General features: G+C 34.1%; 25 protein-coding genes. 14 read left to right on the top strand and 11 right to left on the bottom strand.

Annotation, left to right across the window (positions count from 1 at the left end; all coding sequences use genetic code 11):
• Positions 1–42 precede the first annotated feature (42 nt).
• Complete coding sequence (locus AC4FQ5_RS12395) at positions 43–642, bottom strand: DUF6624 domain-containing protein (RefSeq protein WP_491143731.1); 600 nt, start codon at positions 640–642, stop codon at positions 43–45.
• A gap of 255 nt (positions 643–897) precedes the next feature.
• On the opposite strand from AC4FQ5_RS12395, the gene AC4FQ5_RS12390 reads away from it, so the two are divergent.
• From AC4FQ5_RS12390 to AC4FQ5_RS12340, 11 genes are all read left to right on the top strand, one after another.
• Positions 898–1,668 carry an SDR family oxidoreductase gene (locus AC4FQ5_RS12390; protein WP_491143729.1) on the top strand — a complete coding sequence of 257 codons (771 nt, stop codon included), beginning with the start codon at positions 898–900 and terminating at the stop codon, positions 1,666–1,668.
• Positions 1,669–1,871: 203 nt separating this feature from the next.
• A complete protein-coding gene (locus tag AC4FQ5_RS12385) occupies positions 1,872–2,624 on the top strand; it encodes a type 1 glutamine amidotransferase domain-containing protein (RefSeq protein WP_491143727.1) in 753 nt (250 codons plus the stop codon).
• Between the two features lie 192 nt (positions 2,625–2,816).
• Positions 2,817–3,497, top strand: coding sequence for a DUF2490 domain-containing protein (locus tag AC4FQ5_RS12380; protein ID WP_491143725.1), 681 nt, complete (start codon positions 2,817–2,819; stop codon positions 3,495–3,497).
• 48 nt (positions 3,498–3,545) lie between these two features.
• Positions 3,546–4,919, top strand: coding sequence for an aldehyde dehydrogenase family protein (locus AC4FQ5_RS12375; RefSeq protein WP_491143723.1), 1,374 nt, complete (start codon positions 3,546–3,548; stop codon positions 4,917–4,919).
• Between the two features lie 166 nt (positions 4,920–5,085).
• Complete coding sequence (locus AC4FQ5_RS12370; RefSeq protein ID WP_491143721.1) at positions 5,086–5,433, top strand: DoxX family protein; 348 nt, start codon at positions 5,086–5,088, stop codon at positions 5,431–5,433.
• A gap of 160 nt (positions 5,434–5,593) precedes the next feature.
• Positions 5,594–5,914, top strand: a complete 321-nt coding sequence (locus tag AC4FQ5_RS12365; RefSeq protein WP_491143719.1) for a hypothetical protein — start codon at positions 5,594–5,596, stop codon at positions 5,912–5,914.
• Between the two features lie 90 nt (positions 5,915–6,004).
• Entirely contained in the window at positions 6,005–6,682 is a 678-nt protein-coding gene (locus tag AC4FQ5_RS12360; RefSeq protein WP_491143717.1) for an ion channel, read from the top strand.
• 21 nt (positions 6,683–6,703) lie between these two features.
• A complete protein-coding gene (locus AC4FQ5_RS12355; protein ID WP_491143715.1) occupies positions 6,704–7,330 on the top strand; it encodes a TMEM175 family protein in 627 nt (208 codons plus the stop codon).
• Positions 7,331–7,355: 25 nt separating this feature from the next.
• Positions 7,356–8,372, top strand: a complete 1,017-nt coding sequence (locus tag AC4FQ5_RS12350; RefSeq protein WP_491143713.1) for a bestrophin family protein — start codon at positions 7,356–7,358, stop codon at positions 8,370–8,372.
• Between the two features lie 314 nt (positions 8,373–8,686).
• Complete coding sequence (locus AC4FQ5_RS12345) at positions 8,687–9,058, top strand: GxxExxY protein (protein ID WP_491143711.1); 372 nt, start codon at positions 8,687–8,689, stop codon at positions 9,056–9,058.
• Between the two features lie 135 nt (positions 9,059–9,193).
• Positions 9,194–9,928, top strand: coding sequence for a hypothetical protein (locus AC4FQ5_RS12340; protein ID WP_491143709.1), 735 nt, complete (start codon positions 9,194–9,196; stop codon positions 9,926–9,928).
• Positions 9,929–10,183: 255 nt separating this feature from the next.
• Here AC4FQ5_RS12340 and AC4FQ5_RS12335 read toward each other — a convergent pair whose 3' ends face one another.
• The 3 genes from AC4FQ5_RS12335 to queG form a co-directional block, all read right to left on the bottom strand.
• A complete protein-coding gene (locus AC4FQ5_RS12335; protein ID WP_491143708.1) occupies positions 10,184–10,780 on the bottom strand; it encodes a murein L,D-transpeptidase catalytic domain-containing protein in 597 nt (198 codons plus the stop codon).
• Positions 10,781–10,841: 61 nt separating this feature from the next.
• The gene (locus AC4FQ5_RS12330; RefSeq protein ID WP_491143706.1) at positions 10,842–11,525 is read right to left on the bottom strand and encodes a TIGR02117 family protein; all 684 of its coding nucleotides are present in this window, start codon (positions 11,523–11,525) and stop codon (positions 10,842–10,844) included.
• A 382-nt stretch (positions 11,526–11,907) separates the two neighbouring features.
• Positions 11,908–12,834 carry a tRNA epoxyqueuosine(34) reductase QueG gene (queG, locus tag AC4FQ5_RS12325; protein WP_491143704.1) on the bottom strand — a complete coding sequence of 309 codons (927 nt, stop codon included), beginning with the start codon at positions 12,832–12,834 and terminating at the stop codon, positions 11,908–11,910.
• A 106-nt stretch (positions 12,835–12,940) separates the two neighbouring features.
• Here queG and AC4FQ5_RS12320 point away from each other — a divergent pair, with 106 nt between their 5' ends.
• Entirely contained in the window at positions 12,941–13,240 is a 300-nt protein-coding gene (locus tag AC4FQ5_RS12320; RefSeq protein ID WP_491143702.1) for a rhodanese-like domain-containing protein, read from the top strand.
• Between the two features lie 31 nt (positions 13,241–13,271).
• Positions 13,272–13,889, top strand: a complete 618-nt coding sequence (locus AC4FQ5_RS12315; protein WP_491143700.1) for an HD domain-containing protein — start codon at positions 13,272–13,274, stop codon at positions 13,887–13,889.
• 13 nt (positions 13,890–13,902) lie between these two features.
• On the opposite strand, the gene AC4FQ5_RS12310 is transcribed toward AC4FQ5_RS12315, so the two are convergent.
• Positions 13,903–14,946 (bottom strand): peroxiredoxin family protein, encoded by a 1,044-nt coding sequence (locus AC4FQ5_RS12310; RefSeq protein ID WP_491143699.1) that lies wholly within the window; start codon positions 14,944–14,946, stop codon positions 13,903–13,905.
• Position 14,947: 1 nt separating this feature from the next.
• Positions 14,948–15,142, bottom strand: coding sequence for a bacteriocin-like protein (locus tag AC4FQ5_RS12305; protein WP_491143697.1), 195 nt, complete (start codon positions 15,140–15,142; stop codon positions 14,948–14,950).
• Between the two features lie 222 nt (positions 15,143–15,364).
• On the opposite strand from AC4FQ5_RS12305, the gene AC4FQ5_RS12300 reads away from it, so the two are divergent.
• Positions 15,365–15,730 (top strand): helix-turn-helix transcriptional regulator, encoded by a 366-nt coding sequence (locus AC4FQ5_RS12300; RefSeq protein ID WP_491143695.1) that lies wholly within the window; start codon positions 15,365–15,367, stop codon positions 15,728–15,730.
• Positions 15,731–15,886: 156 nt separating this feature from the next.
• Here AC4FQ5_RS12300 and AC4FQ5_RS12295 read toward each other — a convergent pair whose 3' ends face one another.
• The 5 genes from AC4FQ5_RS12295 to mutY all read right to left on the bottom strand — a co-directional run bounded on the left by AC4FQ5_RS12295 (position 15,887) and on the right by mutY (position 21,383).
• The gene (locus AC4FQ5_RS12295) at positions 15,887–16,876 is read right to left on the bottom strand and encodes an NAD(P)H-dependent flavin oxidoreductase (protein WP_491143693.1); all 990 of its coding nucleotides are present in this window, start codon (positions 16,874–16,876) and stop codon (positions 15,887–15,889) included.
• Positions 16,877–16,964: 88 nt separating this feature from the next.
• Complete coding sequence (locus AC4FQ5_RS12290) at positions 16,965–18,332, bottom strand: peptidylprolyl isomerase (RefSeq protein ID WP_491143691.1); 1,368 nt, start codon at positions 18,330–18,332, stop codon at positions 16,965–16,967.
• A gap of 91 nt (positions 18,333–18,423) precedes the next feature.
• A complete protein-coding gene (locus tag AC4FQ5_RS12285; RefSeq protein WP_491143689.1) occupies positions 18,424–19,344 on the bottom strand; it encodes a PfkB family carbohydrate kinase in 921 nt (306 codons plus the stop codon).
• A 124-nt stretch (positions 19,345–19,468) separates the two neighbouring features.
• A complete protein-coding gene (gene gldD, locus AC4FQ5_RS12280; protein WP_491143687.1) occupies positions 19,469–20,026 on the bottom strand; it encodes a gliding motility lipoprotein GldD in 558 nt (185 codons plus the stop codon).
• Between the two features lie 310 nt (positions 20,027–20,336).
• Positions 20,337–21,383, bottom strand: coding sequence for an A/G-specific adenine glycosylase (gene mutY, locus AC4FQ5_RS12275; protein ID WP_491143685.1), 1,047 nt, complete (start codon positions 21,381–21,383; stop codon positions 20,337–20,339).
• Positions 21,384–21,412: the final 29 nt, after the last annotated feature.

The raw sequence follows: 21,412 nt of genomic DNA, 5'->3' as shown, positions 1-21,412 counted from the left end.
GTTTTATAATAATAAATTATTTTTTGCCTTCTGATGAATCCATTATTTTATCCATCCTACAGATTTTTTCCATTTTTCCATTTCTTTTTTCCTGTAATCTAGATATTTAGGAGGTTGCTGGTTTTCATCTTCAGCCTGTTTCCTTATAATTTCGGTTTGCTCTTGAAGAGTATTTAGTCCGATTGCTTTTCTTCTTTCATTTGTTTTATTTAGGTCATCGATAGGATTCGGGCTTAAATTACCATTTTCATCCCAGTCAAATTGAGTACCATACATTTGATGCCTGTTTTCAAATACCGCTATTCTGTCATTTAAATAAGCCAAGTTTCGTGGATCTGCTTCATTCTTTGTCACCGCTTCATCTAAAAGTTTAGCACATTTTTTCATAAAGTGAGGATTTCCTATAGAATGCTGAATAACTAACCACGCTGCATAAGCTGCCTCTTTGCCAACTTTTTTAACAGTAGGATATCCGATGGTGCTGATAATTTGGTTTAATTTCTCTGCATTTTTTGTATGAATTGTTGCCATTTCTTCGTTATATCCCTCACCAAGCCGTCCGCATGAGATCAGTTTCTCCCGTAGCTCAAGATCGGCATTTTTCAAACTTATTATAGTGTCAGAAATACTTTTATTATTCATTTGAAAGTTTTAATTATTTCAAAATTAGCAATAAAAATGTATATAGATAAAGCTGAATTGATTCGAATAAAGTTTGAAATCAATCAATTAATTAATACAATATCAAAGTATATATTTAAACAAATTCTCCTACCTATAAAAATCAAACAAAAACAAAAGAAATTCCGAAATTCTAACAACTGCAGAAAAGTTCACCATACAAATATGATTTCCATTGCTGACTTTTGTATAAAACATAATTAAAAAATTATACAAATGTCAAGAAACGATTTAAAAGACAAAGTAGCCATAGTTGGCGGAGGTGCAAAAAATTTAGGCCGACTAATTTCACTTGATTTCGCAAGTAAAGGGGCAAAAGTAGTAGTGCATTTTAACAGTGATAAAACTAAAGCCGATGCTGACAAAACTGTTGCAGACATTATCGCTGCAGGTGGAGAAGCATTTGCTATTCAAGGTGATCTGACGATTGTAGAAAACAATACAAAATTGTTTGATGCTGCCATTGAAAAATACGGAAAGGTAGATATCGCTGTAAATACGACAGGTATGGTGATTAAAAAACCTATTGTAAATGTAACTGAGGAAGATTACGATAAGATCTTTGCCGTGAACTCAAAAGCTGCGTTCTTCTTTTTACAGGAAGCTGGTAAAAAACTAGCTGACAATGGTAAAATCTGTACGATCGTCAGTTCTTTGCTGGCAGCTTATACCAACGATTACGCGATTTATCCGGGAAGTAAAGCTCCTATTGAGCATTACACCCGTGCAGCTTCAAAAGAATTTGGATCAAGAGGCATCTCTGTGACCGCCGTTGGTCCTGGTCCAATGGAAACACCATTTTTCTACGGTCAGGAAACTGATGATTCTGCTGCTTACAACAAATCGGCAGCTGCACTAAGTAGCTTCAGTAAAACTGGACTCACTGATCCTGAAGATATTGTTCCATTAATTACTTTCCTGGTAACAGATGGATGGTGGATTACAGGACAGACCATTTTCTCAAATGGTGGCTATACCACCAGATAATAATAGCCTGAAAAGGCAGCTAAGAATGTTTAGCTGCCCTTTTATATTTTTTTTCAATTTAACTTATTAATCGTCAAAAATGTACGAATATTTTAGAAATACTAAACCATTTATTCGTGTATTAATGGCAAAATGACTTTTATAACCAATCTATGTATTTCAAATCATAGCGGTTTATTTTCAATTTAATTAAAACAAAAAATATGAGTGAACAAAATGTAACCAGAATACACGGACAACATACCTATCCTAAGAAAAAAATTTTGTGTCTGGTTTCAAATGCCGCAATGCTTGAAGGTATGCAGGTCGGTTTTTTTGCTGAAGAAATGACAAGACCCTTTTTTGATTTTGTCAACGCCGGCTATGATGTAGATGTAGCATCACCAAATGGTGGCGCAGTGGTTTTTGACGCACACAGCAATCCGGAAAATCCTAACGGAGCTTACCCAAACGACCTTATCAGTATTGGTTTTGTGCATCACACGACATTTGGCAAATGGATGGGAAATACAATTCCTGTTTCTGATATAAATGTTGCCGATTACGATGCTATTTGTGTAGCAGGTGGTGGCGCACCATTAATTACATTTAAGGATGATGTAAAACTGCATCAGTTGATCGCAGATTTTTATGAAGCCGGAAAAATTACCTGTCTGATCTGCCACGGAACATCTCTGCTTTTGTGGACAAGATTAAGCAATGGAAGCCTTCTGGCTGATGGGAAAACCTGGACCGGATTTGCGGATAGCGAAGAAGAAATCATCAACCAGATGTTCGGTAAAAAAGTAAACGAATATACCATCGAAACCGAAGCCCGTAAAAACAACAATACCAATTTTGAAGTTGCAGGAGCCTTGGAACCTTTTGCCATTAAGGATGGTAACTTAATTACTGCACAACAGCAACACAGCAGTTATCTGGCTTCTCAGCTGGTAATAGAAGCACTATCGAAGTAATAGTTCTATTTTTAAAGGAAAATAAAGAGCAGAGATTTTTCCGCTTTTTATTTTCCTTTTTTGGTTTAGAAATAAATTTTGCCATAAATGGTTTATGCGAATGAAAATTTATTGCCAAGAATGCGCAAATGAATATCGTTTTTCATTAAAATAAAGTTCGTGCATTCGTGGTACATAGAACTCAATTTAAAAATGAAATTATACACAAATTTAAATCCATTTAAAACAGTGGCATTCTGTATAATGCTTTTTGTTTTTTTGACACAGCATTTGAAAGCTCAGGACATCGACGGCGTCAGCTCTTTTTTAGTAGCCGGAGTAAGTATGGAGATCCCGAAAAATAATAGAATGCTCATTTACACAGGTTTTAGCCCTACTGATAAGGTAAAAGCTCTTTTGGTGTTGCCCAACTTCAAGATAAATAATTACCTGACCCTTACTCCCGGATATACTTATGTAAATGTAGATCTGGATAACGGAAGCACAATTAAAGAACATCAATTGCTTGCAATGGCGACATTGGCTTTTCCAATAGCAAAGAACTGGATTCTTGCCGATCGAAATATGTACTTCCATCGCTTCAGGAATGGGGAAGATTTATCATTTTACAGAAACCGATTGGGAATTACCCATAAAACCGAAGTTTTTAAAAAGCAGGCAAGCATTTTTTTGCAAGATGAAGTATACTTAAGCTTTGATAACAATGGAAAGCTTACCCGTAACAGGATTATTTTGGGTGGTGACATCAAGCTTTTTAAATGGCTCACCCCGCAGGTGATGTGTATGTATCAAAACGATAAAGTAACCGGCAACAAAATTTTGGGCTGGCTGGTATTGACAGTGCCGTTAGAAAATTTCGGAATTTTTAAATAATCAAAAAGTTACCTAAACTTTAGGATATCAACCAAAAAACATATCATTATGAACACGTACCAATCAATTTTCGACATACAAAAAGAATATTTTTATACCGATACCACCAAAACTTATGAATGGCGCATAGATCAGTTGAACAGGCTGGAAAAAATGCTTACCGAAAATCAGGAAGCATTTTGTCAGGCCTTAAAAACCGATTTCAACAAGCCGCCATTTGAGCAATTGTTTGAAATAACGGTTCCGCTTGGCAACATCAAATATTACAAAGAAAACCTGCAAAAACTGATGGCTCCAGAAGAGGTTGCAATCCCAAAAGGCTTGGAAGAAACTGGTAACAAAGGCATTATCTACAAAGAACCTTTTGGTGTGACCTTGGTTATAGGACCATTTAACGCACCTATTTTGCTGTTGCTAGACCCTGCAATTGCAGCTTTAGCAGCAGGTAATCCGGTTATTCTGAAACCAGCAAACACCACTCCTACTGTGGCGGCTCTTTTTCAGGATTTAATTCCAAAATATTTTGAACCTGAAGCTGTAAATATCGTTACCGGCGGAAGAGAGGAAATTACCGCATTGCTGGAGTTGCCTTTTGACTTTATATTTTTCACGGGAAGTTCTGCCGTAGGCAAAGTAGTAATGCGTGCTGCTGCCGAAAATCTGACGCCAATTGTTTTAGAATTAGGTGGTCAAAACCCGACTGTAGTAGATGAAACAGCCAATCTTGATATTGCAGTAGACCGCATTCTTTGGGGACATATGGCAATTTCCGGACAATGGTGCATTGCTCCTGGCTATGTATATGTACACGAAAACATCGCAGATGAATTTCTTGATAAACTGAAAAAGGCAACCGTTAAAATGTACGGCGAAGATCCAAGCCAAAGCCCGGATTTTGCAAGGATGATAAGCGAACACGACACGGAAAGGGTAGCATCCTATATCATTCCGGAAAAAGTAGTTTTGGGCGGACGATATGATGTGAAAGAAAGATATGTAGAGCCTACAATTCTATATCCGAGTACCTGGGAAGATCCTGCAATGCAGCAGGAAATTTTCGGACCTGTATTTCCGATTCTGGTGTACAACGATTTAAAAGAAATTGTAGAAATCATCAAACGTAAACCGAAATCTTTAGCAGCTTATTTTTTCAGTAAAAACCAAGCTAATATTGATTATTTCATCAATGCAGTTTCTTTCGGAGGTGGCTGCATCAATCAAACAAATCTGCATTGCTGGATAGACAGCCTGCCTTTTGGAGGAGTTGGCTATGCCGGAATGGGGAAATATTATGGCAAAGCAGGTTTTGATGTGCTAAGCAATACGAAAGCAATGCTGATAGGAAATCCGGATTTGGAATTAGACGTTTTTCCACCTTATGAAGGAAAGGATATTGCTAAAAATTTAAGTGTTTTTGGGTAATTAAATTGCCACAGATGCACGAATGAAATTTAATAAACATCTGTGCATCCGTGGCAAAAAATAAAAAATTAGTCACGATTAAACAAGACTTTAGATTTTATAAACATCCGTGCATCCGTAGCATTAATGTAATAAAAACAACTCATAATCAATAAAATTCAAAACTATGGTGATAAAAATTATTAATTCCGTATTAATTCTCGTAGCCGTTTTTATGGGCTTCAAACAAGGCTATGCAATGCTTTCGGGTGATCCTAAAATGGTAGAAATGTTCAGCAAATGGAACTTTTCCAGAACGGCACTGATGATCAACGGCGCAGTCACGATCATTTCAGCTATTTTAATTTTGTTTCCTAAAACCTTTGTTTATGGTAATTTCTTAATGGCAACAGGAATTTTATTGATCATCTGTCTTCATTTACTGGACAAGGATTTGAAAGGCGTTGCAATCGAATTGCCTTTTCTATTGCTAAATATGGTTATCATTTACCTACAGCATCCGCTGAAAAATTAATACTTAAGAGATTAATTATTAGTGCATTTGTGGCATATAAAACATTACTAAAATGAAATTAAAAACAATTATTTTATTCTTGATTTGTTCATCGCTTACAGCTTGCGGACAAAACAAAACTCAAAAATCAGAAACAAAAACAATTCAAAAAAACAACAAAATGGACACAAGTAAATTAACAAACGAAACTGTAAAAAAAGCATTTGATGCGTGGCAAAGTGGCGACCACACAACGTTTTTATCATTATTTACTGCAGATGCAACAATGACCGATGACGGAAACCCAAGAAATTTTCAAAGCTATGTAAAAGAAGCCTGCGGAAAAGAAATTTTCTTAACCATCGACACTGTAACAAACGAAGGTAAGGATATCAAAGGGAACTTCAAAGCCGGACAATGGGGCACTTTTCCAGTCTTTTTTAAATTCCATCAAAATAGCGAAGGAAAATTTGACAAGTTAGATATTGGTCAAGCCAACTAAAGATTTGCCACGAATGCACGAATAAACTGTATTAATATTTAAGAAAAAATATTAGTGCATTCGTGGCATAAAAAAAAACAAAAAAACCAAATGAATGAAGTAAATAAAACCATAGCTGTTTTACAAAAACGTAAGTACGAATTATTGCTTTTTGCATTGACACAGCATTTATTCGTAGGCATTTTTGTCACTGATTTAGATTTTTATACACGAATAATCTGGCCCGTCAATATGTTGGTTTTAGGATTGGGAAGTATTTTTATGTTTACAGGAAAACACAGTTGGAGGCATTGGTTCCGTAATATTCAGTTTATCGTAGTGCTTTTACTTCCTGTCGGGATACCGTTTTTTAAAGATATTCCGTGGTATTTTACTTTGCTGAATATCAATTATGTTATTTTTTTTGCTTTTCTGTTTATAGAACTGTTACGTTTTTTATTAAAACCCGGATACATTAATACGGATATTATTTCGGCATCTGTTTGCGGTTATTTTTTATTAATCGAAATATCGGTTTTCTTGTTGCAATATTTTATGTATCAAAACCCGCAATCTTTTAAGGGAATGGATATCTCTTCTTCTGCTTCAATTTATACAGATTTGGTTTATTTCTGTTCCATAACCTTTACCAGTATTGGCTTTGGCGATATCACACCCAATAATCATATTACTAAGCTCATCACTTCTTTTATCGGTATTGCCGGACAGTTTTACAGTGTGATTTTGGTGGGTATCCTTTTAAGCAAATTTTCAAACAAGGTAGATTAAATCAATTAGTAATTACAAAAAATGACATCGTACAATAAATTAGCAGGACAAAGCACAGGTAGGATTGAAGCGTTGAGCGATGCCGTTTTTGCTGTGGCGATGACCCTTTTGGTGCTGGAAATAAAAGTGCCGGAGTTTCACGAAAAAATTACCGACAAAGAACTGATTTCAGGTTTTTTGGATTTGATGCCGAAATTTCTGGTCTATTTTTTAAGTTTTATTACTGCCGGAATATTCTGGGTGGGTCAGGCAACACAATTTAAATACATCAAAAACAGCGACAGGAATATCACCTGGTTTAATTTATTGTTCCTGCTTTTCATCTCTGTTTTGCCATTTTCCACCGCTTTTTTAGGCGATTATATTTATTCTAAATTTTCAATCTTCTTGTATTGGATAAATATTTTCCTTTTGGGAACAATGCTATACATCAATTGGGAATATGCCAGAAAGCACAATTTTATTTCGGAAGAGATGAAAGAAACAGTATACATCCCTTTAAAAAGACGCATGATCTGGTCGCAGGTGCTTTATTTTGCCGGAGCTTTGTTGTGCTTTATCAATATTTATCTAAGTATTGTAGCCATTATTGCTATTCAGCTTAATCAGGCTTTTGCTTTTATTGGGAATAAAAAACAAGAAGCTTAAACACTAATCATTAAAAATTAAAATCGTGAATATATCAAGCCATTACAAACTCTTACACTTCATTCCGTGGACGAGAACGAAGATTTACAGAATGCTTTTATTGAGCATTGTTCCAACCGCATTATTTTATTTTTTAGAGATAAAATGGTTAGCAATTCCGTGGGTCCCGGTGGCGTTGTTGGGTACGGCAACCGCTTTCATTTCGGGGTTTAAAAATACCCAAACTTACAACCGTAGTTGGGAAGCCCGACAAATTTATGGTGCCATCATCAACAACAGCCGGGCTTTTGGTATTATGGTAAAAGATTTTATCCGTTCAGAAGATAAAAGTATCGAAAAAGAACTGCATCAGGAAATCATTTACCGACACTTTGCATGGCTTACTGCATTGCGATTTCAACTCCGTGAAACAAAAAGCTGGGAAAATGTGAAAACAAAAAGCTACAACCGGGAATATCTTAATTATTATAAAGTTCCTGAATGGGAAAGTAGTTTAGATGAAGAATTAAAACCGTTTTTGAACGAAAAAGAACGTCAATATATTTTATCGACCAAAAACAGAGCTACTCAAATCATTGCCCAACAATCATTCATATTTAAAAAATTGAATGAAACAAACGTAATTTCTGATTATAATTATGTAGCTCTGGAAAACCAATTAAAAGATTTATACGATCAGCAAGGCAAGTGCGAACGGATTAAAAATTTCCCTTATCCGCGACAGTTTTCCAGTATTAATATTTATTTCACCAACTTATTTTGCATTCTGCTACCACTTGGCTTTTTGGGAGAATTTTCAAAAATGGCAGAAAAGTTTAGCGAAAATATTGTCTGGCTGACTATTCCCTTCAGCATCATATTGGGTTGGGTATTTTTGGTTCTGGAACAAATTGGTGAAAGCACCGAAAATCCGTTTGAGGGGAGCGCAAACGATATTCCTATTACACAAATCAGCAGAAATATAGAAATTGATTTAAGAGAAATGCTGGGAGAGAAAGATGTACCATCGGCAATTGCGCCGCAGAATAATATTGTGTTGTAGAGGGTGTATTGTTGATATTATTGCCACTAATGCGCTAATGAAATTTATTAGTAAAAATTAGAGTATTAATGGCAGAATAAACTTTAGCAAAAAAATTCGCTCCACAAAGTTATTGACCACGAATGCACCAATTAGAGTATTCGTAAAAATTAGAGTATTCGTGGCAGAACAGACTTTAGCAAAAAAATTCGCTCCACAAAGTTATTGACCACGAATGCACCAATTAGATTATTAGTAAAAATTAGAGTATTCGTGGCAGAACAGACTTTACAAAAAACATCCGCTCCACAAAGTTATTGACCACAAAAATTTATATGGAATTAATTTACAAAGAAGAGGCTTACCAAATTATCGGTATCTGTATGGGAGTCCATAATTATTTAGGACATGGTTTCTCAGAAATCGTTTATAAAGATGCTTTGGAAATTGAATTTCAACAAGCAGGAATCACTTATGAACGAGAAAAGGTATATCCTGTAAATTACAAAGGAATTATTCTTCCACATAAATTTTATGCTGATTTTGTAGTTTTTGATGAAATTATTTTAGAAATAAAAGGAACGAAAGAGATTGCAAAAGAACATATAGCACAGGCAATCAATTACCTGAAAGTATCAGAAAACAATTTGGCTTTAATAATCAATTTTGGAGAATTAAAATTAAATTATAAACGGATTGTTTTATAAAATATGCCACAATGCACGATATTATCGGTCGTTTTATAAAATTGTACAAAATAAAACTACAATCACCTTAAAAATATTTGTACATACATTAGAAAACATTTATATAAAAATCAAAAAACAATTAAAAATAAAAAAATGAGTTTACAAACAGTTCAAAAATGGTATCCGAAAGCATTGACCTCTATCGATACTGTTAATCGCTTATTAGACACAATAGAAAAACATTTAGGTCTGAAACCAAACCAATTAATGCACGCAGACAGTATGTGTTGTGATGATGTGAATGCGATACAATATCCGCCAAGAGCTTACGAAATGCTGGGACCTTTTCATCTGGGAGGTCTTGACGGGTTTCCTTTTGCAGGCATTACGGGGATGAATGCCTTTGCACACCACGTTCCGGAGGACGGAGCCGTTATTATATTTTATGCTCCCCATATCGGCGTTACCAAAAATGGAATAATTGGTGAAATTCACAGAATAGGACAAAGCGAAAATTCTGCTTGCTGTGGTGCAGCGAAAGGAGCTTTGGGCAAATTATCAGCAGGACAAATTATTGAAGGAAATGTAACTTCTCTTGACTTTCAGATGAATACCATTGAGCAGATTTTCCTCCGTCAGAAAAACCGCATCCTGAATGCTGACAATCAGATATTTGAAGCAACAGAAGTGATGTATGAGGCTATTGATGAAAGAATAGAAGTATTGGTAAAAGAGACCAATTATCCTTGTAAATACGTGATTTTGGTAGGGGCAGTTTTCATTAATGGTGACAAAGAAATGGGATCATTCTGTCAATACAAAAAATTTGATTATATCGATCTCGAAACTAAGGTGAGAAAAAGTCTGATGGAAGAATATTATGAATAATCATTTATTATAATCTCAAAACAAAAAAATAAATTATTGAATTAGCCTGATGTTTCTGTTACATAAGTGATGTAAACATTTACAATCGTCGTTTGACTTACTCTTCTAAGAAAATAACATATATGACTTAAAACATATTTAATATCTGTTTTAGTTTTTTATTTTTGTCATTCGTAACAATACGAGATAATTTTTTTTCATCATTTGTGTTTTTAGCCTTCTCATTTTTTGAGAAGGTTTTTTTATTTGTCAGAACTATTGATAAATCCACATCAAAACCGGCTTTTGAGATCTCTGAATCATCGGATCAATTTCCCGCATTGCATTGTTGGAAATCGTAGGACAGCCCCATCCTTCCGGTGAACCATCTGGAAAAACTTCTCCGTCACTCATTAAATCCCACGAATGAAAAACGATAAACCTTTTCAAAGCATTACTGTTGGTTTCTTCAAGACCCTGCATCAGATATTTCACATTGATTCCCCAATCACTGTGACCTCGTTCCGATAGTTTATATTTTCCCAATGAAGACAGATGACTACCGTCTTCATTACTAAATTCTGGATTTTCTTTTGATTCATCACGACTCCACGAGTTTGTTCCGCAGCCATGACCGACCAGATATCTCTTTGTAATTTTATTTTGTTGAAAATCCCAAACCACAAAACGATTCACCCCGGAATGAAGACTCATATCAATTAAGATACAGAAATCAGTATTCATCTTTTTGTTTTTGCAAAACTCCAAAGCTTCTTCCGCTTTCTTTTTTGTTTTAGTGATGCCTAATTCAGGCTTTTGTATTTCTGTGACTATTTCATTGTTAGAAATAATGGTATTACCAGTTTTTTTCAATTCATATTTACAAGACGAAAAAATAATCATGAAGAAAAATAGATGAATAATTTTCACTACTCTATTTATAATGTAGAAAAATCCCATAATCAGTTGGAGTCCATAATGCTGCTTTTTGTCCGGCAGCTTTTAAAGCATTGTTTGACCAAGTATTGCACGTGTTGAGAAAGCTGTATCTTCCCTGAGCATCGTAAAAAGCATCATTATCACTATACACAGCATCGGTCGGAATTAAAATAAAATTACCGTTTTCATCTCTGTCAAATTTAGCATCAATAAATTTCACCAGTTCTTTATACTGACTTCTGCTGATCATAATTTTCTTACAGTCATCAGCTTCTGTCATCGTTTTGTAATAAGAACAGTGCATTGCAGACTCACTAAGCCAGAAAGCTGCCTTGAAAGCGGTTGAAAATTTCAGGTCTGCCCAAGTCGGTGTATCCAGATAAAAACCTTTGTCGCCCCACCCGATTCCTACATAATTATAATCTGTTCTTTTAGATTTCGTATCCGCAAAAGGAATTTTAGAACTCCAGTCATACAAATCGTTTTTTACAGGCATTACAATGTCTGTGTGAACGCCATTGGTGTAAATATAGATAGGAATTTCTTTTTTCTCGCCATCATCTTTTGCAGAAACTTCTATGAAGGGAAGAAAGTAGCCCAAAAGAGCATAAACAGCAATAATCCCAATAATAATTCCCAGTGTTTTTAAAATATAAATCAATATAATTTTCGCAGTCATGTGTCTGATTGTTGATTAATAAAATTTAATTTTCAATTTTTCGTAAAAGTATTTGTTTTAATCGGAAAAATAAGTAAATTTAGATAGTAAACTTTCACAAATATGCACAAAAACACGAAATCTCAGAAAAGATTCAAAGTAAGAGTAAAAACAGCGCCTAAAAGAGTACCAAAAAAACGTTGATTTTTGAGAGATTTTATCTCCTGAAAGTCATTTTTTTCTTTTATAGGAAAGAGTTTTTATCAATCTGCTGACTGTAATCTTTCAATCTCCTTAAAGCTCAAACTTTAGGGCATGATCAACAACCCTCTTTATTTTTGGAACCGAAAATTCCGAACAGGATATTTAACCAAAAAATTTTAGCTTAAATTAAAATCTAAAATCAGTCTAAAAATCTGATATTCCTTTTCAGTCCCTCAAATTTAGTTCTTTTCACAGGAGATTTTTTAAAAATTTCTGAGAACAATTCCTGAGTAAGCTCTTTCCATTCTCCTTTTTTGAAGTTTTTTAAAAACTCGTTAGGTTTAAATCTGCTTTGAAGATTCGGAGCCGAAAAACGATTCCACGGACAGACATCCTGACAAATATCGCAGCCAAACATCCAGTCTTCCATCTTATCTTTAAAATAATCAGGAATGTCATCCTTCAGCTCTATCGTTGCATAAGAAATACATTTGCTTCCGTCTATAATTTTTTCCGAAACAATCGCATCTGTGGGACAGGCATCAATACATTTCCGGCAACTTCCGCAGTGATCCGTTGTTTCGTTGTCAGCAATCAATTCCAAATCACAGATGATCTCAGCTAAAAAATAGAATGAGCCGCTTTGTTTTGTAATCAAATTGGCATTCTTCCCTACCCAACCTATTCCTGACTTTTTTGCCCAGCTTCGTTCTAAAACCGGCGCAGAATCTACAAACACCCGGAAACCAAAATCGCCGATCTCCTGTTGTAATTCGACAACCATCTCCCGAAGGATTTCTTTGATCACTTCATGATAATCTTCCGCGTAAGCATATTTTGAAATTTTAAAATTCTCTAAAGTCGAAATCTTTTCCTCTGGAAAATAGTTATAAGATAGTGAAACCACAGATTTTGAACCTTCAACCAGCAACCTCGGATCGAGTCTTTTGTCGAAATGATTTTCCATATACTTCATTTCGCCATGGTAATTGTTTTTGAGCCATTTTTCAAGATGTCGGGCATCATCTTCGAGGAAATCTGCTTTTGAGATACCACAATTCTGGAACCCAAAACTTTTGGCTTTGGCTTTTATTAATTGAGAATATTTTTCGGCAGTTGAATTCATTATTTTACATTGCAAAACTAAGATTATTTTATAAATTTGTTGGTCTTTGGGTTTGTGAAAAAATTCGCACTCCATTTATCCATTTAACTCTAAATAAACAAATATTATGTCATTAGCAGAAGTTTTAAAATCAGGAAATTACCACTTAATCGACGTTCGTGAACCCATGGAACTTGAGATGGACGGAAGTATTGACGGTGCTCAAAATATCCCGTTAGGTGAAGTAGAAGATAGAAAAGAAGAAATTTTATCTATTGAAAAACCAGTAGTTCTATTCTGCAGAAGCGGAAACAGAAGCGGAAAAGCTTTAGATTTTCTCCAGTCTCAGGGTTTGAAAGAAGGCTACAACGGTGGCGGATGGGCTGAGCTGAAAGCACATTTGGAAGCAACTCAAGGAACTTTTTAAGTTCCTTTTTTTTATTTAATATCTCTTAATCATGAGTCTTAAAGAAAATTTCACCAACCTTTGTCTACAATTTAATGAAGATCATATTTTCATTGGAAATCTTTGGACAGAAATTGAAAAGAAATATTCTGAAAAAGGACGACATTATCACAACCTGATTCATCTGGAAAATATATTTTCTGAATTGGAATTGGTGAAAGATAAAATCCGGAATTTTAATACTATTTCATTTTCTGTTTTTTATCATGACGTGATTTATGATCCAACTTCAAAACTGAATGAGGAAAAAAGTGCAGAATTTGCTGAATCAAGACTTCAAAAGTTAAGTTTAAATAAAACTGATCTTGCTGAAATTTCAGAACAGATTTTAGCAACAAAATCTCATCAGAAGTCACCAAACAATGACATCAATTATTTGCTGGATGCAGATTTGTCTGTTCTGGGAAAAGACTCTGAAACTTATTTAGATTATACTCAAAGCGTTAGAAAAGAATATTCAATTTATCCTGATTTCCTTTACAAACCGGGAAGAAAAAAGGTTTTGAAGCATTTTTTGGAGCTCGAAAGTATTTTTATAACTGAGTATTTCAAAGGAAAATACGAAATTCAGGCAAGGAAAAACATTGCGCTTGAAATTGTCATTTTATAATATTAAAAAAAAATCATTTTAAATTGTCTTCTAAAAAACTATCCAGTTCTTCTAAAGAAATATTTTTTTTAATGATAACTCCGGCAGAATCTAATAAAAAAGTAGTAGGAAAACTGTTTATATTATAAAATTTAGCTTCCGTTCCATTTTCATCTAAATATTGTTGCCATTGTAATTCTTTATTTTTAATAGTTTTTTTCCATTTTCCAATGTCTTCAGTACGATCAGTAGAAATACTTATTAGCTCAAAACCTTTATCTTTATATTTTGAATACAAGTCTTTATACTCAGGAATTTTTTCTAAGCAAGGTTGGCAAAATGAAAACCAAAAATCGATCAATGTATATTTTTTTCCTAAAGAAGAAAATATATTTTTCCCTTTAAGTTCTAAATTTGGGAAAATAGAATTTTTATTCAATTTACCAGACCTCTTTATATCATCATAAAAAATTTTTCCGTATTCAGAATTCCTTATTTTTGGCGATAGATTTTTAAAAGATTTTATATAAGATTCTTTGAATCCTTTGTATTGAAAATGCTGAACCAGAGTCCAAAATAACATATAGCTGTTAGGATTTTCCTTGGAATATTTTATCAATAAAGTATCTAATTTTAAATTGTCTTTTTCAGAATTGTAGAATATATTTAATAGATTAGAAAAAGTAGTATTAAATTTATATTGATCACTTATCAATGACGTTTTTTTTTCTTCTAATGGTAATGGTTGAATAAACATACCAATGCTATCTAACTTAAATTTTAAATTTTCTTTAGAAAGAGTAAACAAAGCGCTTGGTTTAAAACCTGTACTCCCAGAACATACAAAAGAATAAGGGAGTGGGAATTTTTCATTAACTTTCAAATCAAATCTTCCATCCGATAAATTTTTCACCACATTTTCTTTTAATGTTGTATATCCTTTATAATACTTCTGATCGACAGCTGCCCCTAAAGAAATCTCCTGACAAGATTTTTTCACTTCATAGAAAACAGTTGTATTTTGAGAAAATACAACTGTTGAGCAAAATATGAGAATATATTTTACAATTTTTATCATTTTAACAACATATTAAGCCTACATTTGGTGGACCTACTTTAGCCAGTCCCGCTCCTGGGCATTTAATCCAATTTAATACACATTCTTTATCTGGTGCTTCTACTTCATCTATTATGGAAGCTCCTAAGTTAAGTGCTAGTTTTCCACCAGCCAAATTTTTCAATTCTCTTCTTGAAAGTTTTTTAAGATTTTTCATCTTTTGAATTTTTTAAATTAATACTATTTTGCCATATATCCCTGACATGGGTTTGCTGATCAGCAATTATTATTTCTTTTTAGTGCGCACAATAAAAAATAATTTTGTTACTATCAACAATTCAAAAATATAAATCTGCACCGAAATAATTTCAAGGTTTTTATGTGAATTTTATGTGAATATCAGAACATAAATAATATATTTGTAGTACACAAAATTTCAATGATGGTAAAAAATAAGCTTAAAGAAGTCCGTAAGGCGAAATACACTCAGGTAGACATGGCTAAAATATTACATATGACACAATCTCAATATCAAAGAAGAGAAAAAGGAGAGATTAAAATCTCTGATGAAGAATGGGAACGTATAGCCAAAGCATTGGATACGAAAGTAGAAGATATAAAAGAAGATGATTCTAAACTTCAAATTAATCACTACGACAATAACTCTGGAAATTATTTTGCAAGTAATAACTATTTTCATAACATTCCTGATTATATTCTTGAAAATCAACAGGAATATATAAATCTTCTGAAAAAGGAAATTCAGGATTTAAAAGAAGAAATTAAACGCTTAAAATCTGAATAAAAAGTTTTCTTAATCAATATAATTTACATCTTCTTTGTCATTCCGGGGGAATCCTAAGCAATTTAGTGAAAAATCTGTTGAGATTTCTCCGGAACGACAAACAGAGCATTAATTCTAAGATGTATCATTTCCAATCAGAAAGCGTTATTTCTATTATTATAAAGAAGGTATCCTGGCTTCCTCAAACTCTTTCAGAAGATTCGCAAAAACCGTTTCAACAGGTAAAACCTCATCAATCAAAGCAGAAACCTGACCGATTTCCAGTTCGCCATCTTCCATATCCCCTTCAAACATTCCTCGCTTTGCTCTAGCTCTTCCCAATGCAGCAATCAGAGATTCGGAATTTCTTCCCACATTATAGATTTCTTCAAGCTCGTTAAAGAATTTATTTTTAACCATTCTTACAGGAGCCAATTCTTTCAGAGTAAGGTGAGTATCACCTTCGTTCAGTTCGGTAATTTTTTTCTTCCAGTTTTCGTGTGCGCTTGCTTCAACGGTAGCAGCAAAACGGCTTCCGATCTGTACTCCGTCTGCACCCAGAATCATTGCTGCTTTCATCTGTGAGCCCAAAGCAATTCCACCAGCAGCAATCAATGGTTTAGAAATATGATTTCTGACATTTGGAATCAGGCAAAAAGTGGTAGTTTCGTCTCTCCCGTTGTGACCTCCGGCTTCAAAACCTTCAGCAACCACAGCGTCAACTCCTGCATCTTCACATTTCATCGCAAATTTTGTAGAAGAAACGACATGAGCAACTTTTAATCCTTCTTTCTGAAGAGTCTCTGTATAGGTTTTAGGACTTCCTGCAGATGTGAAGACGATTTTTACACCTTCTTCGAGAATAATCTGAATCACTTCATTCAAATTTGGATATAACATAGGAACATTCACTCCAAAAGGTTTGTCTGTAGCTTTCCTGCATTTCTGAATATTCTCCCTTAAAACGTCCGGATACATACTTCCTGCGCCAATCAAACCCAATCCTCCGCAATTAGAAACCGCAGAAGCGAGTTTCCAGCCCGAATGCCAAATCATTCCTGCCTGAATGACAGGGTACTGAATGTTAAAAAGTTCGGAAATTCTGTTTTTGCTCTCCTGCATCTTTTGAAGTTTTTTGGCTGAATTGAAATCGATAAAATTGCTCATGATGTAAAAATAGTAAAAACTAAGATTCTACCATAGTTCTGAATAATAATTGCATAAAAAAACCTTCAGAATTTCTGAAGGTTTTTTTTTATTTTTTAATGGACTCTTTTTTCCAGTTTCCTTTAAAATCACAATTGTCATACCGACCGTCGATGGAGATAAAGGTTGTAGATATTTTTGAATTTACAAATTTCTCAACCATCTCGCCCTGTTTTTTTCTCAGTGCCATCTGTTTTATTCTGTCGTAATCTGTTTCTAGAGTAATCTGGTGAGACGGAATCACATCTTCAATCTTCACGATCTTTATTACCTTTCTGTCTCTCTCATCTTTATCATCAAAAGCTGCAGTAATATCTCCTTTATTCAAACCTGCCAATTCATAACTGATTGTTCCCGGAACGCTTTCTCTTTCGATCTTATTTGAACCATCAGCTCCTGCAATTACTCCTGCGTTGAATTTTGTTCTTTTATCATCAGAAAATTTAAAAGCAGCATCTTTAAAAGTCATTTTTTCAGCCAAGATCAAACCTCTGATGCTATCTAGTTTTTTTCTTGCCGTTTTCATTTCGTCATCAGTAGGTGTTGCCATCAGGAGAATGTGTCTTGCATCATAAGCTTTCCCTGATTTTTTTACCAGCTGAATAATGTGATATCCAAATTCAGATTCCACAGGATCAGAAATCTCTCCTTCCTGAAGATTCAATGCAGCAGCCTCAAAAGGCTTTACCATCTGACCTTTGAATACGTTTTTCATCAAACCTCCGTTTGGTGCAGAACCCGGATCTTCAGAATAAATTCTTGCCTGGCTCTCAAAACTTTCTCCTCCTGCAATATCCTGTTTTATTTTTTTCAGCTTATTAATGAGCTCATCCTTGTGGGCTTCCGTCAATTTAGGATTCATAACAATTTGAGAAATTGAAACTTCATCTTTAATTTCCGGCAACTGAGATTTGTAGATATTGTAAAAATCTGTCACCTCATTTGGAGTAACATCTGCTTTTTCTGTAATCCTCTGATATTTTGCCTGACCGTAATAGGTATCCGTATCTATCTTTTCGATAGCATTCTTCATTTCGTATCCGGTTCTGAACTTATACGCCGTCAACATTGATTTTTCGTCAGGAAACTGAGAAAGCAATTGGTTGTATTTAGCATTTGCCTGTTCTTTGATTGCTGCAGAACGATTGTCTATCAACGTATCTTTTTTAGCCTCAAAAACAAGAAATTTGTTGTTGATAAGATTCTCTAAAAACTCACACTTATTTGCTGTACCAGCACCTTGCTGTTTTGCATAATTCATCTGTTCTTCTACATCAGATTCGAGAACAATTTCATCGCCAATCACTGCCGCAATACCGTCTATCAACTGACCCTGCTTTAGCTGAGCATGTGCATTTGCTGAAAACAACAAAGCAAAAACTCCAAAAAGAAAAGCGATTTTTAATTTATTTATCATTTTACTATTTTAAACGAGTTGCAAATTTATAATTCTTAGCGAATTACACTCAATTTTTTATTATAAATATTTCTTAAAAAAGCCCGATTGATTACAACTCAACGGTAAAAGTCGTCAATTCTTTGAATTCATTGATTCTTTTCAACATATCAGCTTCATTTACTTCTTCAATTCTCTCTGTTCCGAATTTTTCAACGGTGAAAGAAGCCATCGCAGAACCTACGATCAGTGCAGACTTCATTGTTTCAAAATCGAATTTTCCTTTTTTAGCCAAATAAGCTGCAAAACCTCCTGCGAAAGTGTCTCCGGCTCCGGTCGGATCAAAAACTTCTTCCAACGGAAGCGCAGGAATAGCAAATATTTTATCATCATGGAAAAGAATTGCGCCGTGCTCTCCTTTTTTGATGATCACAAATTTAGGACCCATTGTATGAATTTTTTTCGCTGCTTTTACCAGAGAATATTCACCGGAAAGCTGTCTTGCTTCTTCATCGTTAATACTGATCACATCGGTTTTAGCAATCATCTCTTTCAGAATATCCATTGCAGAATCCATCCAGAAATTCATGGTGTCTAAAATGACAAGCTTCGGACGCTGATTCATTTTTTCAAGAACTGAAAGCTGAACACCCGGATGAAGATTTCCTAAAAGTAAAATCTCTGCATCCTGCATAGATTCAGGAATTTTAGGATCAAAATTTTCAAGAACGTTGACTTCCGTTGCCAACGTATCTCTTGAATTTAAATCATTATGATATTTGCCGGACCAGAAAAAAGTTTTTCCTTCTTTTACAATTTCCAGACCTTCAATGTTGATATCTCTTTTTGTGAACATATCCAAATGTTCCTGCGGAAAATCTCCTCCTACAACAGAAACAATTCCTGATTTTACTCCCATTACAGATGCCGTGATTCCGATATATGTGGCAGCTCCTCCTAAAATCTTGTCTGTTTTACCAAATGGTGTTTCTATTGCATCGAATGCTACACTTCCTACAACTAAAAGTTTCATATGTATTTTTTTATTTTTTTTAAGGTCACATGAAATCTTGGTGATTTCATGTGTATTTTATATTTTTTTAATGGTCATATGCAATCTTTACAATTCATATTATTACCAATGTATTTTTTAAATATTAATTTTTCCATTCAAAAGTGTCCAGCATGTGCTTAATATCTTTTTTGATATAATCAACTGCCGGCGCCAGAGAATCAGGCTTTGGACGTGTATCAAAATACAAATATGCCGTCACAAAATGTTTCGTGCTGTCTGTAGCATAAAACTGAAGATTAGAAGCACTTTGTCCTTTCAGTTCATAAAAATTTCCGTAAACTTTCTTTTCAGGATATTGAAAAGATTTGGCATCAATAGAACTTGCCTTAATTGTATGCTCATAAACCATTTTTTCAGATTCTCTCACATGATCTGCAAAATCACCCTTTACCGGAAAATAGGTGATGAAAACTTTTGCTTTCATCTTCGGGTAATTCATGTAGTACCAACAAGGTTTTTTTGCATCAACAATCGTAGCAAAATCTGAATATTCAAAAGTGTAAGCACAATTTTTGTCAAATTTCTGATATTTGGGTGCGGGATATTCTAATCTCAATTCACCATAAGGTTTGGGCTGAGTCTCTTTCTCACAAGAAATTAGGAGTAATGAAACGAAAATAAAAATGACTTTTCTAATCATTTTGCAAAAATACAAATTACATTTAGATTTTATTATACAAATTTCAGCATTTCAATGTGTTTTGAAATTTGATTTTTTTAAAATATTTTTTTTATCTGTTTTAAACGCAAAAAACACTAAGATTTTTTTGACTACTGACTGTTTTTAAGGTCGCAAGGCATTTCACTTAGCAAAGGAATGGTGTCATTCTGACGAAGGAAGACTCTATTATTTAGACTCACTTGTCATTCTGAAGGAATATCACAGAGCTTAATTACTGTGCTTAGATTCCTCCGTAATGACAAACATGATGGTTATTTTTTATTTCTAATTAAAGAATTCTGTATGCCGTATGATAGTTTTGGATATAGATCTCTAAAGGTTTTGGAAAAGATCTTTCATGAGATCCTTCAAAATCTGTGATGATATAATCATTTTTCACCGTAAAATTCTTCCAAACCTCTTCTGAATCAACCTCAACATTAAAAATTTCTATACTTAAATTTTTGTGAGTCAATTTGTGATTAACGGTTTTTATGCTTTTAATAAAGGGCATCAATTCATCCGAAATTTTAAGCGGAAATTCAAACAGTTTTTTCCAGATGAAGTCGTCTTTTCTCTGCTGAATTAAAAATTCTCCGTTTCTGTGAACGAAATAGTATTTTAATTCTAAATCCTGTGCTTTTGCTTTTTTAGTTTTTACCGGAAATTCTGAAACTTTATTTAAAGAAAATGCGAGACAGTCATCATTTAATGGGCATTCTCCGCACAAAGGATTCCGTGGTTTGCAGATTTCAGAGCCTAAATCCATCATCGCCTGATTAAAATCTCCGACATTTTCGGGCATAATTAAATGTGCCAATTCTGAGAAATAATTAAAAGCTCTGGAATTTGATATATCAAAATCATCCGCAAAAACTCTGCTTAACACTCTGTAGAAATTTCCGTCAACAGCCGGTATTTTCCCATTAAAACAAATGCTTGAAACTGCCGCCGCAGTATATTTCCCTACCCCTTTTAGTTTTAAAATTTCTTCATATTCAGAGGGGAAAACTCCGTTGTAATCGTTAATGATTTGTTGCGCAGCTTTGTGAATATTAATCGCTCTTGAATAATAACCCAAACCTTTCCAATATAATAAAATCTCATCTTCTTCAGCTTTTGCCAAAGTCTGGACATCGGGAAATCTTTTAATGAAATTATTGTAATGATTAAGTCCCTGAGCGATTCTGGTCTGCTGAAATACAATTTCACAAATCCAGATTTTGTAAGGATCTTTTGTATTTCTGAAGGGTAAATCTCTTGCATTTGTATCATACCACTTCAAAAGTTTGTTGCCGATATGAAGAAAGTCTGATGTTTTTTTTTTATTTTCCAAAAAGCCGTCTCATTTTTATATTCGCAAAG

This window comes from Chryseobacterium sp. DT-167 (genome assembly GCF_058310155.1).
This window is presented reverse-complemented; position numbering and strand designations above follow the sequence as displayed.